Annotated in this window: 9 protein-coding genes; 7 read left to right on the top strand and 2 right to left on the bottom strand. The window is 56.2% G+C overall.

The features are described 5' to 3' along the window. The first annotated feature begins 53 nt into the window (after positions 1–53). The 7 genes from MWC30_RS13650 (at position 54) to MWC30_RS13620 (ending at position 13,265) form a co-directional block, all read left to right on the top strand. Positions 54–2,753 carry a DNA methyltransferase gene (locus MWC30_RS13650; RefSeq protein WP_368860854.1) on the top strand — a complete coding sequence of 900 codons (2,700 nt, stop codon included), beginning with the start codon at positions 54–56 and terminating at the stop codon, positions 2,751–2,753. 13 nt (positions 2,754–2,766) lie between these two features. Next, the gene (locus tag MWC30_RS13645) at positions 2,767–3,543 is read left to right on the top strand and encodes a hypothetical protein (protein ID WP_244084749.1); all 777 of its coding nucleotides are present in this window, start codon (positions 2,767–2,769) and stop codon (positions 3,541–3,543) included. Next, entirely contained in the window at positions 3,540–6,770 is a 3,231-nt protein-coding gene (locus MWC30_RS13640) for a DEAD/DEAH box helicase (RefSeq protein WP_244084748.1), read from the top strand. Before MWC30_RS13645 ends, MWC30_RS13640 begins: the two co-directional genes overlap by 4 nt. 51 nt (positions 6,771–6,821) lie before the next feature. Further along, complete coding sequence (locus tag MWC30_RS13635; protein WP_368860853.1) at positions 6,822–9,716, top strand: DEAD/DEAH box helicase; 2,895 nt, start codon at positions 6,822–6,824, stop codon at positions 9,714–9,716. Further along, positions 9,709–11,715 carry a BREX-3 system phosphatase PglZ gene (pglZ, locus tag MWC30_RS13630; RefSeq protein ID WP_244084746.1) on the top strand — a complete coding sequence of 669 codons (2,007 nt, stop codon included), beginning with the start codon at positions 9,709–9,711 and terminating at the stop codon, positions 11,713–11,715. The genes MWC30_RS13635 and pglZ overlap by 8 nt, the downstream gene beginning before the upstream one ends. Continuing rightward, a complete protein-coding gene (locus MWC30_RS13625; protein WP_244084745.1) occupies positions 11,712–12,476 on the top strand; it encodes a hypothetical protein in 765 nt (254 codons plus the stop codon). Before pglZ ends, MWC30_RS13625 begins: the two co-directional genes overlap by 4 nt. A 264-nt stretch (positions 12,477–12,740) precedes the next feature. Further along, a complete protein-coding gene (locus MWC30_RS13620) occupies positions 12,741–13,265 on the top strand; it encodes a ferritin family protein (protein WP_244084744.1) in 525 nt (174 codons plus the stop codon). Positions 13,266–13,343: 78 nt separating this feature from the next. On the opposite strand, the gene MWC30_RS13615 is transcribed toward MWC30_RS13620, so the two are convergent. Continuing rightward, positions 13,344–14,675 (bottom strand): glutamine synthetase family protein, encoded by a 1,332-nt coding sequence (locus MWC30_RS13615; RefSeq protein ID WP_244084743.1) that lies wholly within the window; start codon positions 14,673–14,675, stop codon positions 13,344–13,346. A gap of 69 nt (positions 14,676–14,744) precedes the next feature. After that, complete coding sequence (locus tag MWC30_RS13610) at positions 14,745–16,148, bottom strand: amidophosphoribosyltransferase (protein WP_244084742.1); 1,404 nt, start codon at positions 16,146–16,148, stop codon at positions 14,745–14,747. Between the last annotated feature and the right edge of the window lie 87 nt (positions 16,149–16,235).

Raw genomic sequence — 16,235 nt, 5'->3', positions numbered from 1 at the left:
CCTATCAGGAGAAGATAGCGGCTGAATATAATAAGCCTGTCCAATGCTTGGGCATGACGTTTCCGAACGACCAAGAGCGCCGACAATACTTCCTGGAGAAACTGCGTGAGAAGCTAAAGGACCCGGAGTTTCGAAAGATCGAGGGCTTTCCCATCGGCTCAGATGAGGACATCCTGTCTTTGTCCGACCCTCCGTACTACACCGCATGCCCCAACCCATTCCTGGATGACTTCATTCGTTGTTGCGGGACGCCATATGATCCGTCCGTGCCTTACAGCCGTAACCCGTTTGCCGTGGATGTAAGCGAGGGAAAGACCGACCCTCTCTACAAGGCCCACTCCTATCACACCAAGGTGCCACACCTGGCCATCGTGCCATCGATCCTCCACTACACGGAGCCTGGGGACGTCATTCTGGACGGCTTCTGTGGCTCGGGAATGACCGGTGTCGCAGCCCAGTGGTGTGGGGCCGCTCCGGCGGAATACCGATTTCGGCTGGAGACCGAATGGGCCAAACAGGGGCTCGATAAACCGAAGTGGGGCGCCCGTCGCGTGGTGTTGAACGATCTGGCCCCGGCGGCCACCTTTATTGCCGCCAACTACAATCTGCCGTTCGACGTCCAAGCATTTGCCAAGGCCGGAAAGAAACTCCTAGCCGAAGTGGAGCAGGAGCTTGCCTGGATGTATGAGACCCTTCATACTGACGGCAAAACAAAGGGCCGGATCGAATATACAGTCTGGAGCGAAGTCTTCACATGCCCCGACTGTTCGGACGAGGTGGTCTTCCTCGATGAAGCTCTTAATAAGGAGACAAAGCGGGTCAGAGGTTCTTTCCCCTGTCCTCACTGTAGTGCGAAACTGACTAAGGACAATCTTGAGCGGGTATTCGAGTCGCGCGCAGATCCCATCACTGGCGGCACCTGGAAACACGTGAAGTTTCGGCCCTCGCTCATCTCCTATAATGATAATGGTGAGCGTTATGAAAAGATGCCGGACGATGCTGATCTGGAACTGCTTGACCGTATTGCACAGATGCCGTTGCCGAGTGAAATACCGTCAAACCGATTTCCCCTCGAACAAATGTACCACGGTTCACGGATAGAGCCGAAGGGCTTCACGCACATCCATCATTTTTTCCTCCCTCGTGCTGCTCAGTCATTAGCAGCCCTCTGGCGCAAGGCAAAGGCCCATCCGGACGTACGCATCCGTCACATGTTATTGTTTTTTGTGGAACAGGCCATATGGGGCATGGCTGTGCTCAACAGATATCTTCCGACGGCATTTTCACAAACCAACCGTCAGTTGACGGGCGTCTATTATGTTGCATCACAGATTTCGGAGGTTTCGCCCCAGTACAACCTAGATGGAAAGATGAAACGCCTTGGCAAAGTCTTTCAGAATCGACCTTCTGCTGCTAGCGATGCGATCGTCACCACTGGTACTGCAGCTTCATTGAGTCTACCGGACGCAAGTATTGACTATATCTTTACCGACCCGCCTTTTGGCGAAAACATTTACTATGCTGACCTGAACTTCCTAATTGAATCCTGGCACCGAGTCTTCACTGATGCCGTACCTGAGGCAATCGTAGACAAGTTCAAGAAAAAGGGCTTGCCCGAGTATCAGCACCTTATGCAGCGGTGTTTTGCGGAATACTGCCGCGTTCTCAAACCCGGCCGGTGGATGACGGTGGTGTTCCACAACTCCCGAAACGCCGTCTGGAACGCTATCCAGGAAGCCATGCTGGCGGCAGGATTCGTCGTGGCTGACGTCCGAACCATGGACAAGCAGCAGGGATCATATCGGCAGGTGACCAGTACGGCCGTCAAACAGGACCTGGTCATCTCCGCCTACAAACCAAACGGTGGGCTCGAAGAACGTTTCAAGCTGACTGCCGGAACCGAAGAGGGCGTCTGGGATTTCATCCGAACTCACCTGAAGCAACTCCCGGTTTTCGTCTCCAAGGACGGCCAGGCTGAGGTCATCGCCGAGCGTCAGAGCTACCTTCTCTTTGATCGCATGGTTGCTTTCCATGTTCAGCGCGGCGTGACAGTGCCGCTATCCGCTGCGGAGCTCTACCAGGGACTGGCTCAACGCTTTCCCGAGCGCGACGGCATGTATTTCCTGCCGGAACAGGCGGCCGAGTACGACAAAAAACGTTTGACCGTCAAAGAGATGCTCCAGCTTGAAATTTGGGTAAAAGACGAATCCTCGGCGATCCAGTGGCTCAAACAACAGCTCACGAAAAAACCACAGACCTTCCAGGAGCTCCACCCGCAATTCCTCAAGGAGATCGGTGGCTGGCACAAGTACGAAAAACCCCTGGAGCTTTCGGATCTCCTGGCGCAAAACTTCCTGCGCTACGACGGCAAGAACGATGTACCCACTCAGATCCACAGCTATCTGTCCACCAATTTCAGAGAGCTGCGCAACCTTCCCAAAGACGATCCGATTCTATGCGCAAAGGCCAAAGACCGCTGGTACGTGCCCGATCCCAACAAGGCAGGCGACCTGGAAAAACTACGCGAGCGAGCTTTGCTGCGCGAGTTCGACGAGTACCGAGAGTCAAAGCAGCGACGGCTCAAAGTCTTCCGCCTTGAAGCCGTCCGCGCCGGCTTCAAGAAAGCCTGGCAAGAGCGAGATTATCCCACCATCGTCACCGTGGCCGGCAAAATCCCTGAAACCGTCCTTCAGGAGGACCCCAAGCTGCTTATGTGGTACGACCAGGCAATCACCCGCAAGGGAGATGACTAAGGTGGATCCCACGATGAATTGGAAACTACAGTATCAAACGGAAAGAAGCCATATTCAGGTATCTGGTTTCGTTGCAGCGTCTGAAGAAGAATGTCGCCAGTACTTCATACGTCGCGTATTTGCCAAAATTGCGGAGTCGGACGGAACAGAAGAACTCAGGCAGCACCTGATCGAATTGGAAACGACAGGGTTCGATCTGCGTGGACTAGTTGCGCAGGTTGAGGCTTCGCCTGAAGCCAAGGATTGGGAAATCGGAGAAGCATTTGCTGAAATCGCCCTGGAGGATGCACACGAAGCCATGTTCCCATGGCCGACGGGATTTGACAAGCGAACCCGCAAAGCCAGCTTGCCGGGTCCTGATCTGGTAGGGATCCAACGCTATGCCACCCCACGTTTTGTCTTTGGCCAAGTGAAGTCCTCTTCCGAGAATCGCGTGCCCCCGCAAGTCGTTAATTCTACCGACGACTGTCTTCGCAACCAGATGATCCAGTTGCGGCATCGACCTGCAGATCGGCAACAACTTATCAGTTGGTTGTTGGTACGGATGCGCGGCACCGATTGGGAAGATGCCTTTAACGAAGCCTTGAAACGCTACTCCGAGGGTGACCTGTGGCTTGTCGGCGTGCTGGTAAGCGGGAAGCGTGCTCCAGTCGAAACAGACCTTACGAACATTTGCGCCGGAATCGATCACCAACCTGGGGGAGCGGAAATTCATCTGCTAGGCTTTTATCTACCTTTTCATAAAGACGAATGGGTTGACATCATCTACGGTAGGGAGGCAACCCCATGACCGCATTCCCTACGGACATCCTCATTGCGAAAACAGGCGGACGGGAAGCACTGGATAGAACAGCTTACAATGCCAAAGTGCTGCTAGCGAAGACAGTGCTGAAACGCATCGCAGATCGTGAACCATCAGCGTTCATGTCGCTGCCATCGGAAACGGCAAGGACTTTAGAAGAGTCCCTGCATTTGATCGAACTGCGCTGCCTTGATTTAGCGTCTGCTTGGCGTCGAGACGTCCGCTCAAAAGAAGGTATCGAGTTTCGTGATTACTGCTCGTTGGCCTTTGACATTAGACGGGTGTTGCCGTTGGGAGAAACCGAGGATGAGCGCGTTAAAGGTGCCATTCGTCTTGCTGCTGTCGGGGTATTGGGAGATCGGAGTGCAGACATCCGGCGTTATCTCAATGAGAATACCTGGCCAGTGCCGGAGGTGAGCGCTGATACAGCAGGATGGCCTAAGTTGGTTCTCTTTCGCGTGGCGGACGCATTCCTGCGAGTGGTGCGCAAGAAGAACTGGGATGACCTCCGTGCCGTAGCTCGTGCGATTGCCGCGCTTCGCGAAAGCCAACAGCTTTACGAACGGGACTACCTACAACAGGAGAATGGACTGCGGCAGGTTGCAGCCATCGAGCTGGTGGCCTTTTATCAATTGGCGAAAGCCGTCGAAATGCTGGGCGTATTTGTCGGCAGAGGAACGCCTCGTACAGCGCTGGATGACGTGGATTTTCATCTCTCGCGTGCCGTCAAAGCGGCGGATTCTGCTGGAATCATTGAACTGGCTCTGCTCCTGAGGTGGATCAGCATGGCTGCGAGAGTGCTGATCCGCTCCACTATTTGGCACCAATTGGCTGGCTACAACAGCAAGATGACGGATTTTAAGCGGGCGCTGACCGATGAACTACAGACACGCCCGTTATTTGAATTGTTACCACCCCAACGCGATGCCATCCAAGATGTCATGCATACTGGCAATCGGGCAGTGGTGGTCGAGATGCCAACCTCCAGCGGCAAAACCCTTTTGGCGGAATTCCGCATCATCCAGACGAAAGTGAACGTCGCTAACGCATGGATTGCATATCTGGTACCGACACGGGCTCTTGTCAACCAAGTTACGGTTCGCCTCCGGCGAGACCTCGGGCCTTTAGGTTTCAAGGTCGAACAGGCGACGCCTGCTTATGAATTGGATGCGTTGGAAGAGGAGCTACTGTCTGCTCCTGGTAGTTTCGATGTACTCGTGACAACGCCGGAGAAACTCGACCTGTTGATCCGCAACGGAGCGGCTGACCAAGGAGGGCGACCGCTTGGCTTGGTGGTGCTGGACGAAGCACACAATCTGGGCGACGGAGAGCGTGGACTCCGGAGTGAGCTCGTGCTCGCCACCATCAATCGTGAATCACCGGACACTCACTTCTTACTTCTGACTCCATTTATACCAAACGCGGAAGAGCTCGCCACCTGGCTGGATGACGAGCGTTCGAAGAGTGTAACCCCTTCACTTGCGATCAACTGGCAGCCCAACGATCAGATGATCGCCCTCGCGTATCCAAAGGGCCGGGGGAAGGTATGGGGACTCGAGGTGAAGCCCCTACATGTAAGTCGGCCGCATCGCATACCCATTGCCTTTGACGAACGTGTAACCATTGACCGCGAACGAAGCCGTGACATTACATTGACGCAAGCTAAGTCGTCGAAACTCGGAGTCTCTGCACTCGTCGCTGAAGCTCTTGCTTCCCGTGGAAGTTCCATCGTGCTGGCGTATTCTCCCACCGATTGCTGGAACCTTGCTGGGAAGCTGGCTGCTATACTCCCGGACAAGCAAAGTGACAGACTTACGTTGGTCAAGGAATTCGTGAAAGCAGAATACGGGGAGGACTTTGCACTATATGCCTTCCTGGGGAAAGGGTTGGCGGTTCATCACGCGGGGATTTCACCTGAGGTGCGCACCCTGTTGGAGTGGTTGACCGAGGAGGGTGAATTAGCTGCACTGGTGGCCACAACAACGGTGGCGCAAGGGGTAAACTTCCCCATTTCAAGCGTTATTCTGTCAACTCACTTCAAACCGATTCGGATTGGCGAGACTTTTATCAAAGGCAAGCTTCGTCCTGATGAGTTCTGGAACATCGCTGGCCGGGCAGGGCGCCTATTCCAAGATACGCTTGGGTTGGTCGTTTTTGCATCGCAACAGCCAGATGATGCTTCTTTGGAAGCCTATGTGAACGACAAGGTGGTCGAATTGGCTTCTGCGCTAGAACAGATGATTGAAGATACGGTTGAACGAGGTTGGGACCTGGACTTGCGGCGTTTGTTAAAAAACGATGCCAAGTGGTCAAGCTTTGTCCAATATTTGGCCCACAGCTACCGGAAGGTTGGCGATTATGCGCAGTTCCTTACGGACACTGAAAAGTTGCTCAAACGTACCTACGCCTACTATCGGCTGAGTGAACATCAACCTGAGTTGGCCGAGCAGTTGATCGAATCCACCCGGATATACGCCGAACAACTTAGCAAGCTTCCCACCGGAGTTTTGAGCCTGGTGGACAGCACTGGATTTTCGCCGGAGAGCATCATAGATCTGCTCCACGACAAAGAGTCCTTCAGTCTGCCAGTTGATGAGTGGAGTCCAAGCCGCCTTTTCCAATCGGGGGGGGAAGGAATGAAGGACCTTGTCGGCGCCTTGCTCAAGGTGCCAGAGTTGAACATCCCGACTATTGGTGGCGGAGATAAGAGATTCATCGCTTCCATGCTACAAATGTGGGTCTCTGGCAAGACGTTGCGGGAAATTGCCGATCAGCACTTTGGAAATGTCGCAGATATCCAAAAACGGCTTACGGAATGCTGCCGTACAGTCTACCAGACTCTCACTCATCAAGGCTCATGGGGGATTGGAGCTCTTCAGTCAATGAGTCAACTTGCAGATGAGAAGCTGTCGGAGGAAGCTAAGGCCGCAATTCGTTCTGTGCCGTCCATGATCTACTTCGGTGTCCCCACCATCGAAGCGGTTCTCATGCGAAGCCTGGGTGTACCTCGCTCGATAAGTGTGGCGATGGGCAAAAGGTTTACAACTGAAGCAAAAGAAACCGAGCCAGCACCACGGCTCCAAAAAGCGAGGGTATGGCTTGAACGAACCTCATCTGAAACGTGGCAGGAAGTAGCCAACGAATCCAGCTTGCCTATGGACGGAAAAAGGATGCGGGATGTGTGGCGCATCATCACCGGCAATCAACTCTTATAGATTTTATGCGGGACCAGGAAGAAATAGATTCGGAGCCACAAGACAGAAATGATGGACACCTTCACACAAGGCGCATGGTATTTCAGCCTTGACTATAGGCAGCTTTGTCAGGTCATCGAAGCCCAGACGCTCTGGGGTGAGACGACATACCGAGTGTGGCTGCCCGGGCGCGACTCCGTGGTCCGCATCCCTGCCTCCCGGCTCAAGCCCATTGAGCGCGCTCATACCAGCTCGCCGGAAAACATCGCCTACATAGCTGCTGCCGCGCGCGTGGCCGACGCCCTGACTCAGGACGTTCTCCTAGCACCCATCGAGTCCTCCGTCATCCCGCTTCCGCACCAGATTCGGGCCCTGTCCCGCGCCATCGCCAACGACCGGGTGCGCTATCTCCTGGCGGACGAAGTCGGCCTGGGCAAGACCATTGAAGCCGGTCTCATTCTGCGGGAGCTGAAGCTGCGCGGGCTGGTCAAGCGGACGCTCGTCATCGCTCCGAAGGGGTTGGTGAGTCAGTGGGTCAGCGAGATGCGCTTTCACTTTGGTGAAACCTTCCAGCTTGTTCTCCCCGAGGACATCAAGACACTGAGGCGGATCGCGGGCATTGATGATTTTAGATTGCAGGATTTTAGATTTGAAGACAACACCGCAGCGATTTTAGATCAGCAATCTGCAATCTCAAATCAAAAATCACCAATCTCAAATCCCTGGCAGATGTTCTCCCAAGTGGTTGTGCCGATGGACTCGGTTAAACCCATGGACAAGCGCCGTGGGTGGACCAAAGGCCAAGTGCACGAATACAATCGCGAGCGGTTCGAAGATCTGGTATCGGCCGGTTGGGACCTGGTCATCGTGGACGAGGCCCATCGGCTGGGGGGAAGCACCGACCAGGTGGCAAGATTCAAACTCGGTCAAGGGCTTTCCGAGGCTGCGCCATATTTCTTGCTTCTTTCGGCCACGCCGCACCAGGGGAAGACGGACGCCTTCCACCGGCTGATGTCCCTGATCGACGCTCAGGAGTTTCCCGACGTAGGCAGTGTGACCCGCGAGAGGGTCCAGCCGCACGTAATCCGCACCGAAAAGCGCCGCGCCATCGACGCTGAGGGAAAGCCGTTGTTCAAACCCCGGCGCACCGAGATCGGTCCGGTCTCCTGGGGAGAGCGCCACCGCGATCAGCAACTTCTGTATGAAGCCGTCACGGAATATGTTCGCGAGGGCTACAATCAGGCAATGCGGGAGAAACGAAGCTACATCGGCTTCCTGATGATTCTGATGCAACGTCTGGTGGTGTCCAGTACAAGCGCCATCCGCACAACACTTGAAAGACGCCTCGATGCACTCGCCACTCCCCAGGAGCAACTGACCATGTTTCCTCTCCCATCCGAGGAGGAATGGGAGGACCTGGACGGCCAGGAGCAGATCGATATGCTGCTCGGCATCCGTCTCAAAGCTCTCAAGAACGAGCGCGCGGAGGTCAAGCTGTTGCTCGATGCCGCGGCCCGATGTGAGCAGTCAGGGCCGGATGCCAAGGCCGAGGCGCTGCTCGACTGGCTCTACCGTCTCCAATCCGAAGAAGGTGATCCGGAGCTCAAGGCGCTGGTCTTCACCGAGTTCGTTCCAACACAGGAGATGCTGCAGCGCTTCTTGACCGAACGTGGCTTTTCGGTGGTCTGCCTGAATGGCTCCATGGACATGGAGGAGCGCAAGAGAGCGCAGGAAGCATTCGCCCATGAAGTCCGCATTCTTATCTCAACCGACGCGGGTGGGGAGGGCCTGAACCTGCAATTCTGCCACGTGGTGATCAACTACGATATCCCCTGGAACCCGATGCGGCTCGAACAGCGGATCGGCCGCGTGGATCGTATCGGGCAGCCCCACACCGTGCGCGCTGTCAACTTCGTTTTTGAAGACTCGGTCGAACACCGGGTCCGGGAGGTTCTGGAACAGAAGCTCGCCATCATCTTCGAGGAATTCGGGATCGACAAGACCGGTGACGTGCTGGATTCGGCCCAGGCCGGTCGAATGTTCGATGAAATGTACCTGGAGGCGATCCTCAACCCGGAAAAGGTGGAAGAATCCGTGGACAGCGTAATCGTCCGGCTGCAAGACCAGGTGCGCGAAGCCCGTACGACCGCCTCGGTACTCGGAGCGACGGAAGACCTTGAGCCAGGCGAAGCTCAGCGACTCCTGACCCATCCCTTGCCCTATTGGGTTGAGCGGATGACCGTGAACTACCTGAAAGCGCACGGTGGTCAGGCCGAGAAGGCAGGCCAAGGCTGGAACATCACCTGGCCCGATGGTGAGATTTACACGAACGTGGTCTTTACGGGCAAGGAGGCCGAGAGGTTTCCCACCGCCCGGCACCTCACCCTGGAAGAGCCGAAGATTCGCGGTCTGGCCATGCGACTTCCCCGCTTCGCACCCGGTCAGCCGGTTCCAATCGTATCCCTTCCTGGCGTCCCCAAAGAAATCAATGGTGTCTGGTCCCTGTGGCGGATCGCCATAACAACCATGGAATGGAATCGCCGAAGGATTATGCCTTTATTCCTTGCTGACGATGGCAGGGTGTTCATGCCGACGGCAAGACATGTCTGGGACCAGCTCCTCATGGCAAGCCCGAAAGTCCGCTCCATTCTCGACGCTCAGGTGTCCCAGTCCGTCCACTCGCAGATGCACAGGGCTGCGGAAGAGCACGGGAAGCCCATCTACGAGGCACTCGTACAGGAACACCGAGCCAGAATCGCTCGTGAGCGGGAGAAAGCGGACTACGCCTTCGCGGCCCGACGTAAGACCATCGAACGAATCGGCCTGCCGCAAGTGCGCAATTACCGCCTTGCCCTTCTCGCTCAAGAGGAGAAAACCTTTCAGCAACAACTCGACAAAAGAGCTCATGTCTGTCCCGAGATGGTGGCCTTGCTCATGATTCGCGTGGAGGGGGCTGGAGATGAGTAGCTGGCGCGATCAAATCCTGAAAGAATTTACCCCGAAGGTCGCTCGGCTCACTCTGGTGGCGGACCCGGACGGTTTGCTGCTCGAGGAGATAATTCTCGAAGGCGTTCGTGAACGGGGGTTTGAGTTGATCCCCTTCGAGGACCACATCGCGTTCCGTTACGCCTATGAATCGAAGTTCCGTTCCCGTTGGGACCGGGGTGAGGATACGGACCTGGTGGTCGTTTTGCATTCCCAGGCAAGCGATCTCGGTGCGTTGCCGTATGACCTTCTTCAGGCAAGCCGCAAGCTCTCCTTCAACCTCGGGGACATCTTCCCGAACCTCAGCTATCCGGTCGTAACCGCTTTGGACCGTGGGGACATGGATGCTTTGTACCAGGCTCAAAAGCGGCATACCCCCGGCCAACTTGGCGATAACGCCACCAAGGGATTCGTCCTCCTGCATGTCTTCGAAATCGCTCCTGAGCTTATCAAGCAGCCGTCTGATCTGCTGAGGGTACTATTGCGCCGTCATTACCGTGGTCAGCGAATCCCCGCCATCCTCGACGAACGGTTCATTCAGCTCCTGCGCCAGAACAATACCTTCGACGATTGGCCACTTGAAACCCTTATTCCGGACAGGGAAGCATTTTTCGGCTTTCTCCAGGAACGTTGGCCTATCTTCCTTGATCGCTTGGCTGCCAAAGAGGATTCGAATTTTCGCGAACGGAAAGAGCCCTATGGACTGAGCATAAAGGGACCCGTCGATCTTCCCTTCGAGCATCATGACATCCGTGTTTACGTCGATAACCTCTTTCTCGATGGACTGCTTCATTCCGTATCTCATGAGCATGCAGATACTCTTTCCAATACATGGGTAAGCGTCGGTGTGCAAACCGATCCCGCCTCGGACCGGTCTCGTCGCTTGAGCAAGCTCGTCGAAGGCCTTCAGCCATCCATTCCCGCAGAGGATGCAAGGCACGTGGAGTGGCTTCACTTCGCCCGCATATGGGCGGAGCTGATGGTACTGGCGAACGGAGAGGACGGAACCGTTTCCGCGAAAACGAGCGAGCATATCAAGACATTGCAGGAACAAGTGGACACGGGATTCCGCACCTGGCTCTTGAAACGGTACGCCGGTCTTGTCAACCTCCCGCCCGTACCTCCGGTCATGCTGCATCACCTCCCGCGATTCCTTTCCCGCCAGGTGGCAGAAAGCCGTGGCGTCAAAGTCGCGCTGCTCCTGGTGGACGGCCTTGCCCTGGACCAGTGGCTGGTAGTCCGTGAAGGGCTGGCCTCACGGCAGTCCGGTTTCCGCTTCCGGGAGCAGGCGGTCTTTGCATGGATTCCTTCTCTCACATCCGTCTCGCGCCAGGCCGCCTTTGCCGGAAAGGCACCCATCTTCTTTCCCAACAGCATCCAGATCACCGACAAGGAACCGGCGCTGTGGACGCAATTCTGGGCGGATCAAGGCTTCACATCGAGTGAGATCGTCTACCTCAAGGGATTGGGTGACGGTAGTCTGGAGAGTGTTTCGGAAGCGCTTTCTCATCCCAAGGCGAGGATCGCCGGCCTGGTGATCGATAAGGTCGACAAGATCATGCACGGGATGGAAATGGGCACGGCCGGCATGCACAATCAGGTGCGCCAATGGGCTCAGCAGCCTTACTTAAGCTCGCTCCTTGATCTGCTCTTGGATCATGGGTTTCGAATCTACTTGACCTCCGACCATGGCAATATCGAAGCCGAAGGCTGCGGCCGTCCCATGGAAGGGGCTGTGGCGGACCTGCGCGGTGAGCGAGTCCGCGTATACCCCGACGCTGTGCTTCGCGCTAATGTGAAAGAACGTTTTCCGGGCACGCTGGCATGGGACCCCATCGGTCTCCCGAACGATTACCTCGCTCTCCTCGCCCCGGCCAGACAGGCATTTATTCACAACAAGCAGCGCACTGTCGGTCACGGGGGCATTTCTCTCGAGGAGCTCATCGTTCCTCTGGTACAAATCGATAGGAAAGCTGAATGAATCGTCGAACCAATCAGATCGGATTCAGCCAACGTGTGCGCCTGGAATGGCTTGAACAGACCGCTAACCTTGTCCTCTCCGGGAACGACAAAACCGCTGTCAACGATGCCCTTCAGGAGCTTTTACGGGACAAGGTTTCCATCGGCGGGCAGGCAGTCCGCGGCAATCGTGAGAAGATCATCACCATCCTTTTCAAAGTTTGGTTCACGGCACCGGCCGAGCTAGAGTCCCTGCGCGCGAGCGGTCTCGATCTGCTCAAGCATGTTTCTCGATCCGACCACATGCCCGTGCATTGGGGAATGGTCATGGCCGTCTATCCCTTCTGGGCGGACGTAGCCACCCAGGTCGGTCGTCTCCTGAGGCTCCAAGGCTCCGCCGCCGCGGCACATGTCCAGCGTCGCGTCCGCGAGCAGTACGGCGAACGAGAAACGGTCTCCCGCGCTGCCCGTCGCGTTCTACGCTCGTTCCTGGACTGGGGCGTGCTCAAGAAGACTGATGCGAAAGGGATCTACAGCGCAGCTCCCCCAGTGACCGTTGACAGCCCCCCGCTGATCGCATGGCTTGTTGAGGCATCCTTACATTCACGAGCCAACGGATCGGCCCCGCTGAGGGACCTGCTCGACAGTCCCAGCCTTTTCCCCTTCCGTCTGGCGCACATATCCGCGGACCACCTCGCGTCTCTTTCGCCCCACATGGAGCTATTGAAGCACGGGTTGGATGATGATCTGATCATGCTGGAAAAATCAGGAGAAAGAAACTGACATGAGGGGATCGCCTCGGTTGCCAGCAGATAGACTCTGCTTCAAAAGACCGGAGCCCCCTCGATTTAGTGTTTGCACAGTGCTTTTGAGAAAGCTATCCGCCTCCTGCCCAAATTCCCCGGGCTGTTTCATTGACACCTCCGGCGAATGCGCTACCTTGACTAAAAAGAGCTTGAAAGTTGGAGAACAGGTAGGCGACACTACGCTTCAGCCCAAGTATGGAGCTTCAGCGTTTCCAAGACATCCATGAAGGAGGAGAGTGCCATGTTGTTTTGCTTCAACGCAGGTGAGATTTTTCAGGTAGCCATCAACATAGAGGCCAACGGGATCGCCTTTTACGAGAAAGCCCAGACACTCATCACCGACCCGGAGGTCAAGCAGCTTTTTTCCGTGCTGGCCCAGGAGGAACGGGAGCACAAGAAGCATTTCGAGGCGTTCAAGGCAGAGCTGCCTAAGGAGTTGACCAGCCCCAACGTGAGAGATACGGACAACGAACTGGAAGCCTACATCGCAGACATGGCCAAAAATCATGTTTTCAGTGATCTCAAAGATTTAAACGCCCGGCTGAGCGAAGCAAAAACCGTCTCGGACGCGATCCAGCTCGCCCTGCAGTGCGAAAAGGATTCCGTGATCTTTTACCTGAGCATGCTCGAAGCCACCTGCGAGGGGAAGGCCCGGGACTTTGTCGACCTCCTCATCAAGGAGGAGCAGAGTCATGTCAAGCGCCTCTCCATTCAGTTGAGAAAATGCTCGGCGGATGCCAAAGAGTGCCTCCTGAACTGGCCCTGACAGTCTCTCTGCCCGCATCCCAAAATTCCTCACAGGCTTGCAGCCACTGAGTGCCGGTGGCCGCAAGCCGGGGCAACCTCAAAACATGGGCAAATACCGCTCCAACTCGTAAGAGCTGACCTGAATCCGGTACATTTCCCACTCGATTTTCTTGTTTTCGATGAACTTGTGGAAAATATGCCCCCCGATGGTCTCCCGCACGAGATCACTCTTTTCACACTCCAGTATGGCTTCGTGCAGGCTTCCCGGAAGGGACCCAATGCCCCTGGAATCCCTGTCGGCGCCCTTCATCCCGTAGATATCCTCTTCCACGGGGTCGGGCAGTTCATAATTGTTCTCGATACCGGCCAGACCGGCACCCAGCATGACGGCGAAGGCCAGGTACGGGTTGCAGGCAGGATCGGGTGCCCGGAATTCGATGCGGGTGGCCTTCTCCTTGCCGGGCTTGTACATGGGCACGCGCACCATGGTGGACCGGTTGCGGCGGGCCCACGCAATGTAGACCGGGGCCTCATACCCCGGCACCAGACGTTTGTAGGAATTCACCCACTGGTTGGTAATGGCGACGATCTCCCGCGCGTGCTTGAGGATTCCAGCAATATAGCACCTCGCTATCTTCGAGAGATGAAACGGCTCGGACGGATCGAAGAAGGCATTGCGGTCGCCCTGGAAGAGGGACTGATGGACGTGCATCCCGCTCCCGTTCTGCCCGAAGAGGGGCTTGGGCATGAAGGTGGCGTACGCTCCATGCTGCCGGGCGGTCTCCCGCACGGCGATGCGATAGGTCTGGGTGATGTCGGCCATCCGCAGGGCTTCATCGTAGCGCAGGTCGATTTCATGCTGGCTCGGCGCCACCTCATGGTGACTGTACTCCACGTCGATTCCCATCTGCTGCAGTGCGAAGATGGTGCTGCGCCTCAAATCTGCCCCGCGATCGAGGGGAGTCGTATCGAAATAGCCCGCCCGGTCCAGGACTTCCGGGGCCGCGTCGGATTTGAAATAGAAGTACTCCAGCTCGGGACCGATGTAGCAGGTGTAGCCCTTCTCGCTGACTCTCTTCAGCATTCGCTTGAGGGCGTACCTGGGGTCCCCTTCGTAAGGGACTCCATCAGGCGTGCATACGTCGCAAAACAACCGCCCAACAGGTCGTTCCCTGGGCCTCCACGGGAGGAGCTGAAAGGTGGTGGGGTCTGGGACGGCCACCATATCGCTTTCTTCAATGCGTGCAAAACCCTCTATGGAGGAGCCGTCGAAGCCCATACCCTCCGTGAATGCCAGGGGAAGCTCATCGGGCGTGACAGAAAAGCTCTTCAGCTGTCCCAGAACGTCTGTGAACCAGAACTGCACCGAAGCGACATCGTTGTCCTTTGTAAATTTCAACACATCTTCCACCGTCTTGCACGATAGCATCGTCGTTCTCCTCATGTCATGGAAAGGCTCATATAAATACGGAATGATTGGCTCGAATTTGCGAACGGATCAGAAGGTACTGGAGCAGTCCCAACAATGGGTGCACAGTTTCTCTTTGGGCAGCCCGATGGCAGCCACCAGGTCGTCCAGGCGTTGATACTTCAAGGTCGTCAGGCGAAGCCGCTGCCGGATGCGGTCCGTCATGGCCAGGTGCTTTTCCGACCCATGCACGGCGTAGGCATGCAAATCCGTATCTTCCGAGCCTTCCAGCTCCTGGATGACCTTGCGCCCCACCAGGTCCAGGGTGGACCGGGAGGTGGAAAAGTTGAGGAACTCGCAGGGGAACAGGAGGACCGGGCACGCAGGGCGCATGTGGACTTCCCTGGCGCCACAGTCAAAGAGAATTTTGATGCTGTCCTTCAGCTGCGTCCCGCGGACGATGGAATCTTCACAGAACAACAACCTTTTCCCTTCGATCAGCTTCCGAACGGGAATCAGCTTCATCCTGGCCACCAGGTCCCGCAGATGCTGACTCTGGGGCATGAAGCTGCGCGGCCAGGTGGGCGTGTATTTCACGAAGGGGCGGCAGTAAGGGAGCTTCCGTTCGTTGGAATATCCCAGGGCATGCCCGATGCCCGAATCCGGAATGCCGGCCACGTAATCGACGTCGACGGAGTCATGGCGGGCCAGGGCGGCACCACAGGCATTCCGGGCAAACTCCACATTGATCCCTTCATACTCGGAAGCAGGATATCCGTAATATACCCAAAGAAATGCACATACCTGCATACGGGGTCCCGCCTCCAGGCGTTGCTCCCATCCTTCCCCCGTCAGGCAAACTACTTCGCCCGGTCCGAGGAATCGTTCGGTTTGAAAGCCCAGGTTGGGGAAAGAGCAGGATTCCGAGCTCACGGCCAGCGCATCGTCACGCCGGCCTATCACGAGGGGGGTCCGCCCTAAACGGTCCCGGGCGGCATAGATTCCCTTATCCGTTAAAATGAGGAGGGAGCAGGACCCCTGGATGGCTGCCTGTGCGCTTTGGATTCCCGATTCAAAATCCTCCTCTTCGCAGATGAGATTGGCCACCATTTCCGTGGGACTGACCACCCCCCCCGTCGTGTCTGAAAAGGAGCGCCGCCGCTCGAAGGCCTCGCGCACAAGCGATTCCAGGTTGTTGATCTTGCCCACCGTAACGATGCCGAAGGTGCCCAGATGGGAGCTGATGATGAGCGGCTGAGGATCCGTATCACTGATGGCCCCAATGCCGCAATTCCCCCGAAAGCTCGTCAGTTCGGGCTCGAACTTGGATCGGAAGTAGCTGTTTTCGATGTTGTGAATGGAGCGGTGGATGCCCTGGGAATTGCGGACGGCCATTCCGCCGCGCCGGGTCCCCAGGTGGGAGTGATAATCCGTCCCATAGAAAAGATCGGAAACACAGTCGTTTGTGGATGCAATACCGAACAGACCACCCATTGATTCCCTTTCATGGAAAGAAGGGTAAAAACACCATCGCGCTGCCCCGAAATGCCCTCTGTAAACTTCATGCTGAATGTAAGGCTG

Origin of the sequence: Desulforhabdus sp. TSK (genome assembly GCF_022836495.1) — a bacterium.
Classification (GTDB): Bacteria; Desulfobacterota; Syntrophobacteria; order Syntrophobacterales; family Syntrophobacteraceae; genus Desulforhabdus.
Note: the sequence above shows the minus strand (reverse complement) of the source record. Positions and strands in the feature narration are given on the sequence as shown.

What these genes read in the sequence shown, in the direction of transcription:
- MWC30_RS13650 (WP_368860854.1), top strand. Translation starts at nt 54, where the DNA reads ATGACGTTTCCGAACGACCAAGAGCGCCGACAATACTTCCTGGAGAAA.
- MWC30_RS13645 (WP_244084749.1), top strand. Translation starts at nt 2,767, where the DNA reads ATGAATTGGAAACTACAGTATCAAACGGAAAGAAGCCATATTCAGGTA.
- MWC30_RS13640 (WP_244084748.1), top strand. Translation starts at nt 3,540, where the DNA reads ATGACCGCATTCCCTACGGACATCCTCATTGCGAAAACAGGCGGACGG.
- MWC30_RS13635 (WP_368860853.1), top strand. Translation starts at nt 6,822, where the DNA reads ATGGACACCTTCACACAAGGCGCATGGTATTTCAGCCTTGACTATAGG.
- pglZ (WP_244084746.1), top strand. Translation starts at nt 9,709, where the DNA reads ATGAGTAGCTGGCGCGATCAAATCCTGAAAGAATTTACCCCGAAGGTC.
- MWC30_RS13625 (WP_244084745.1), top strand. Translation starts at nt 11,712, where the DNA reads ATGAATCGTCGAACCAATCAGATCGGATTCAGCCAACGTGTGCGCCTG.
- MWC30_RS13620 (WP_244084744.1), top strand. Translation starts at nt 12,741, where the DNA reads ATGTTGTTTTGCTTCAACGCAGGTGAGATTTTTCAGGTAGCCATCAAC.
- MWC30_RS13615 (WP_244084743.1), bottom strand. Translation starts at nt 14,675, where the DNA reads ATGCTATCGTGCAAGACGGTGGAAGATGTGTTGAAATTTACAAAGGAC.
- MWC30_RS13610 (WP_244084742.1), bottom strand. Translation starts at nt 16,148, where the DNA reads ATGGGTGGTCTGTTCGGTATTGCATCCACAAACGACTGTGTTTCCGAT.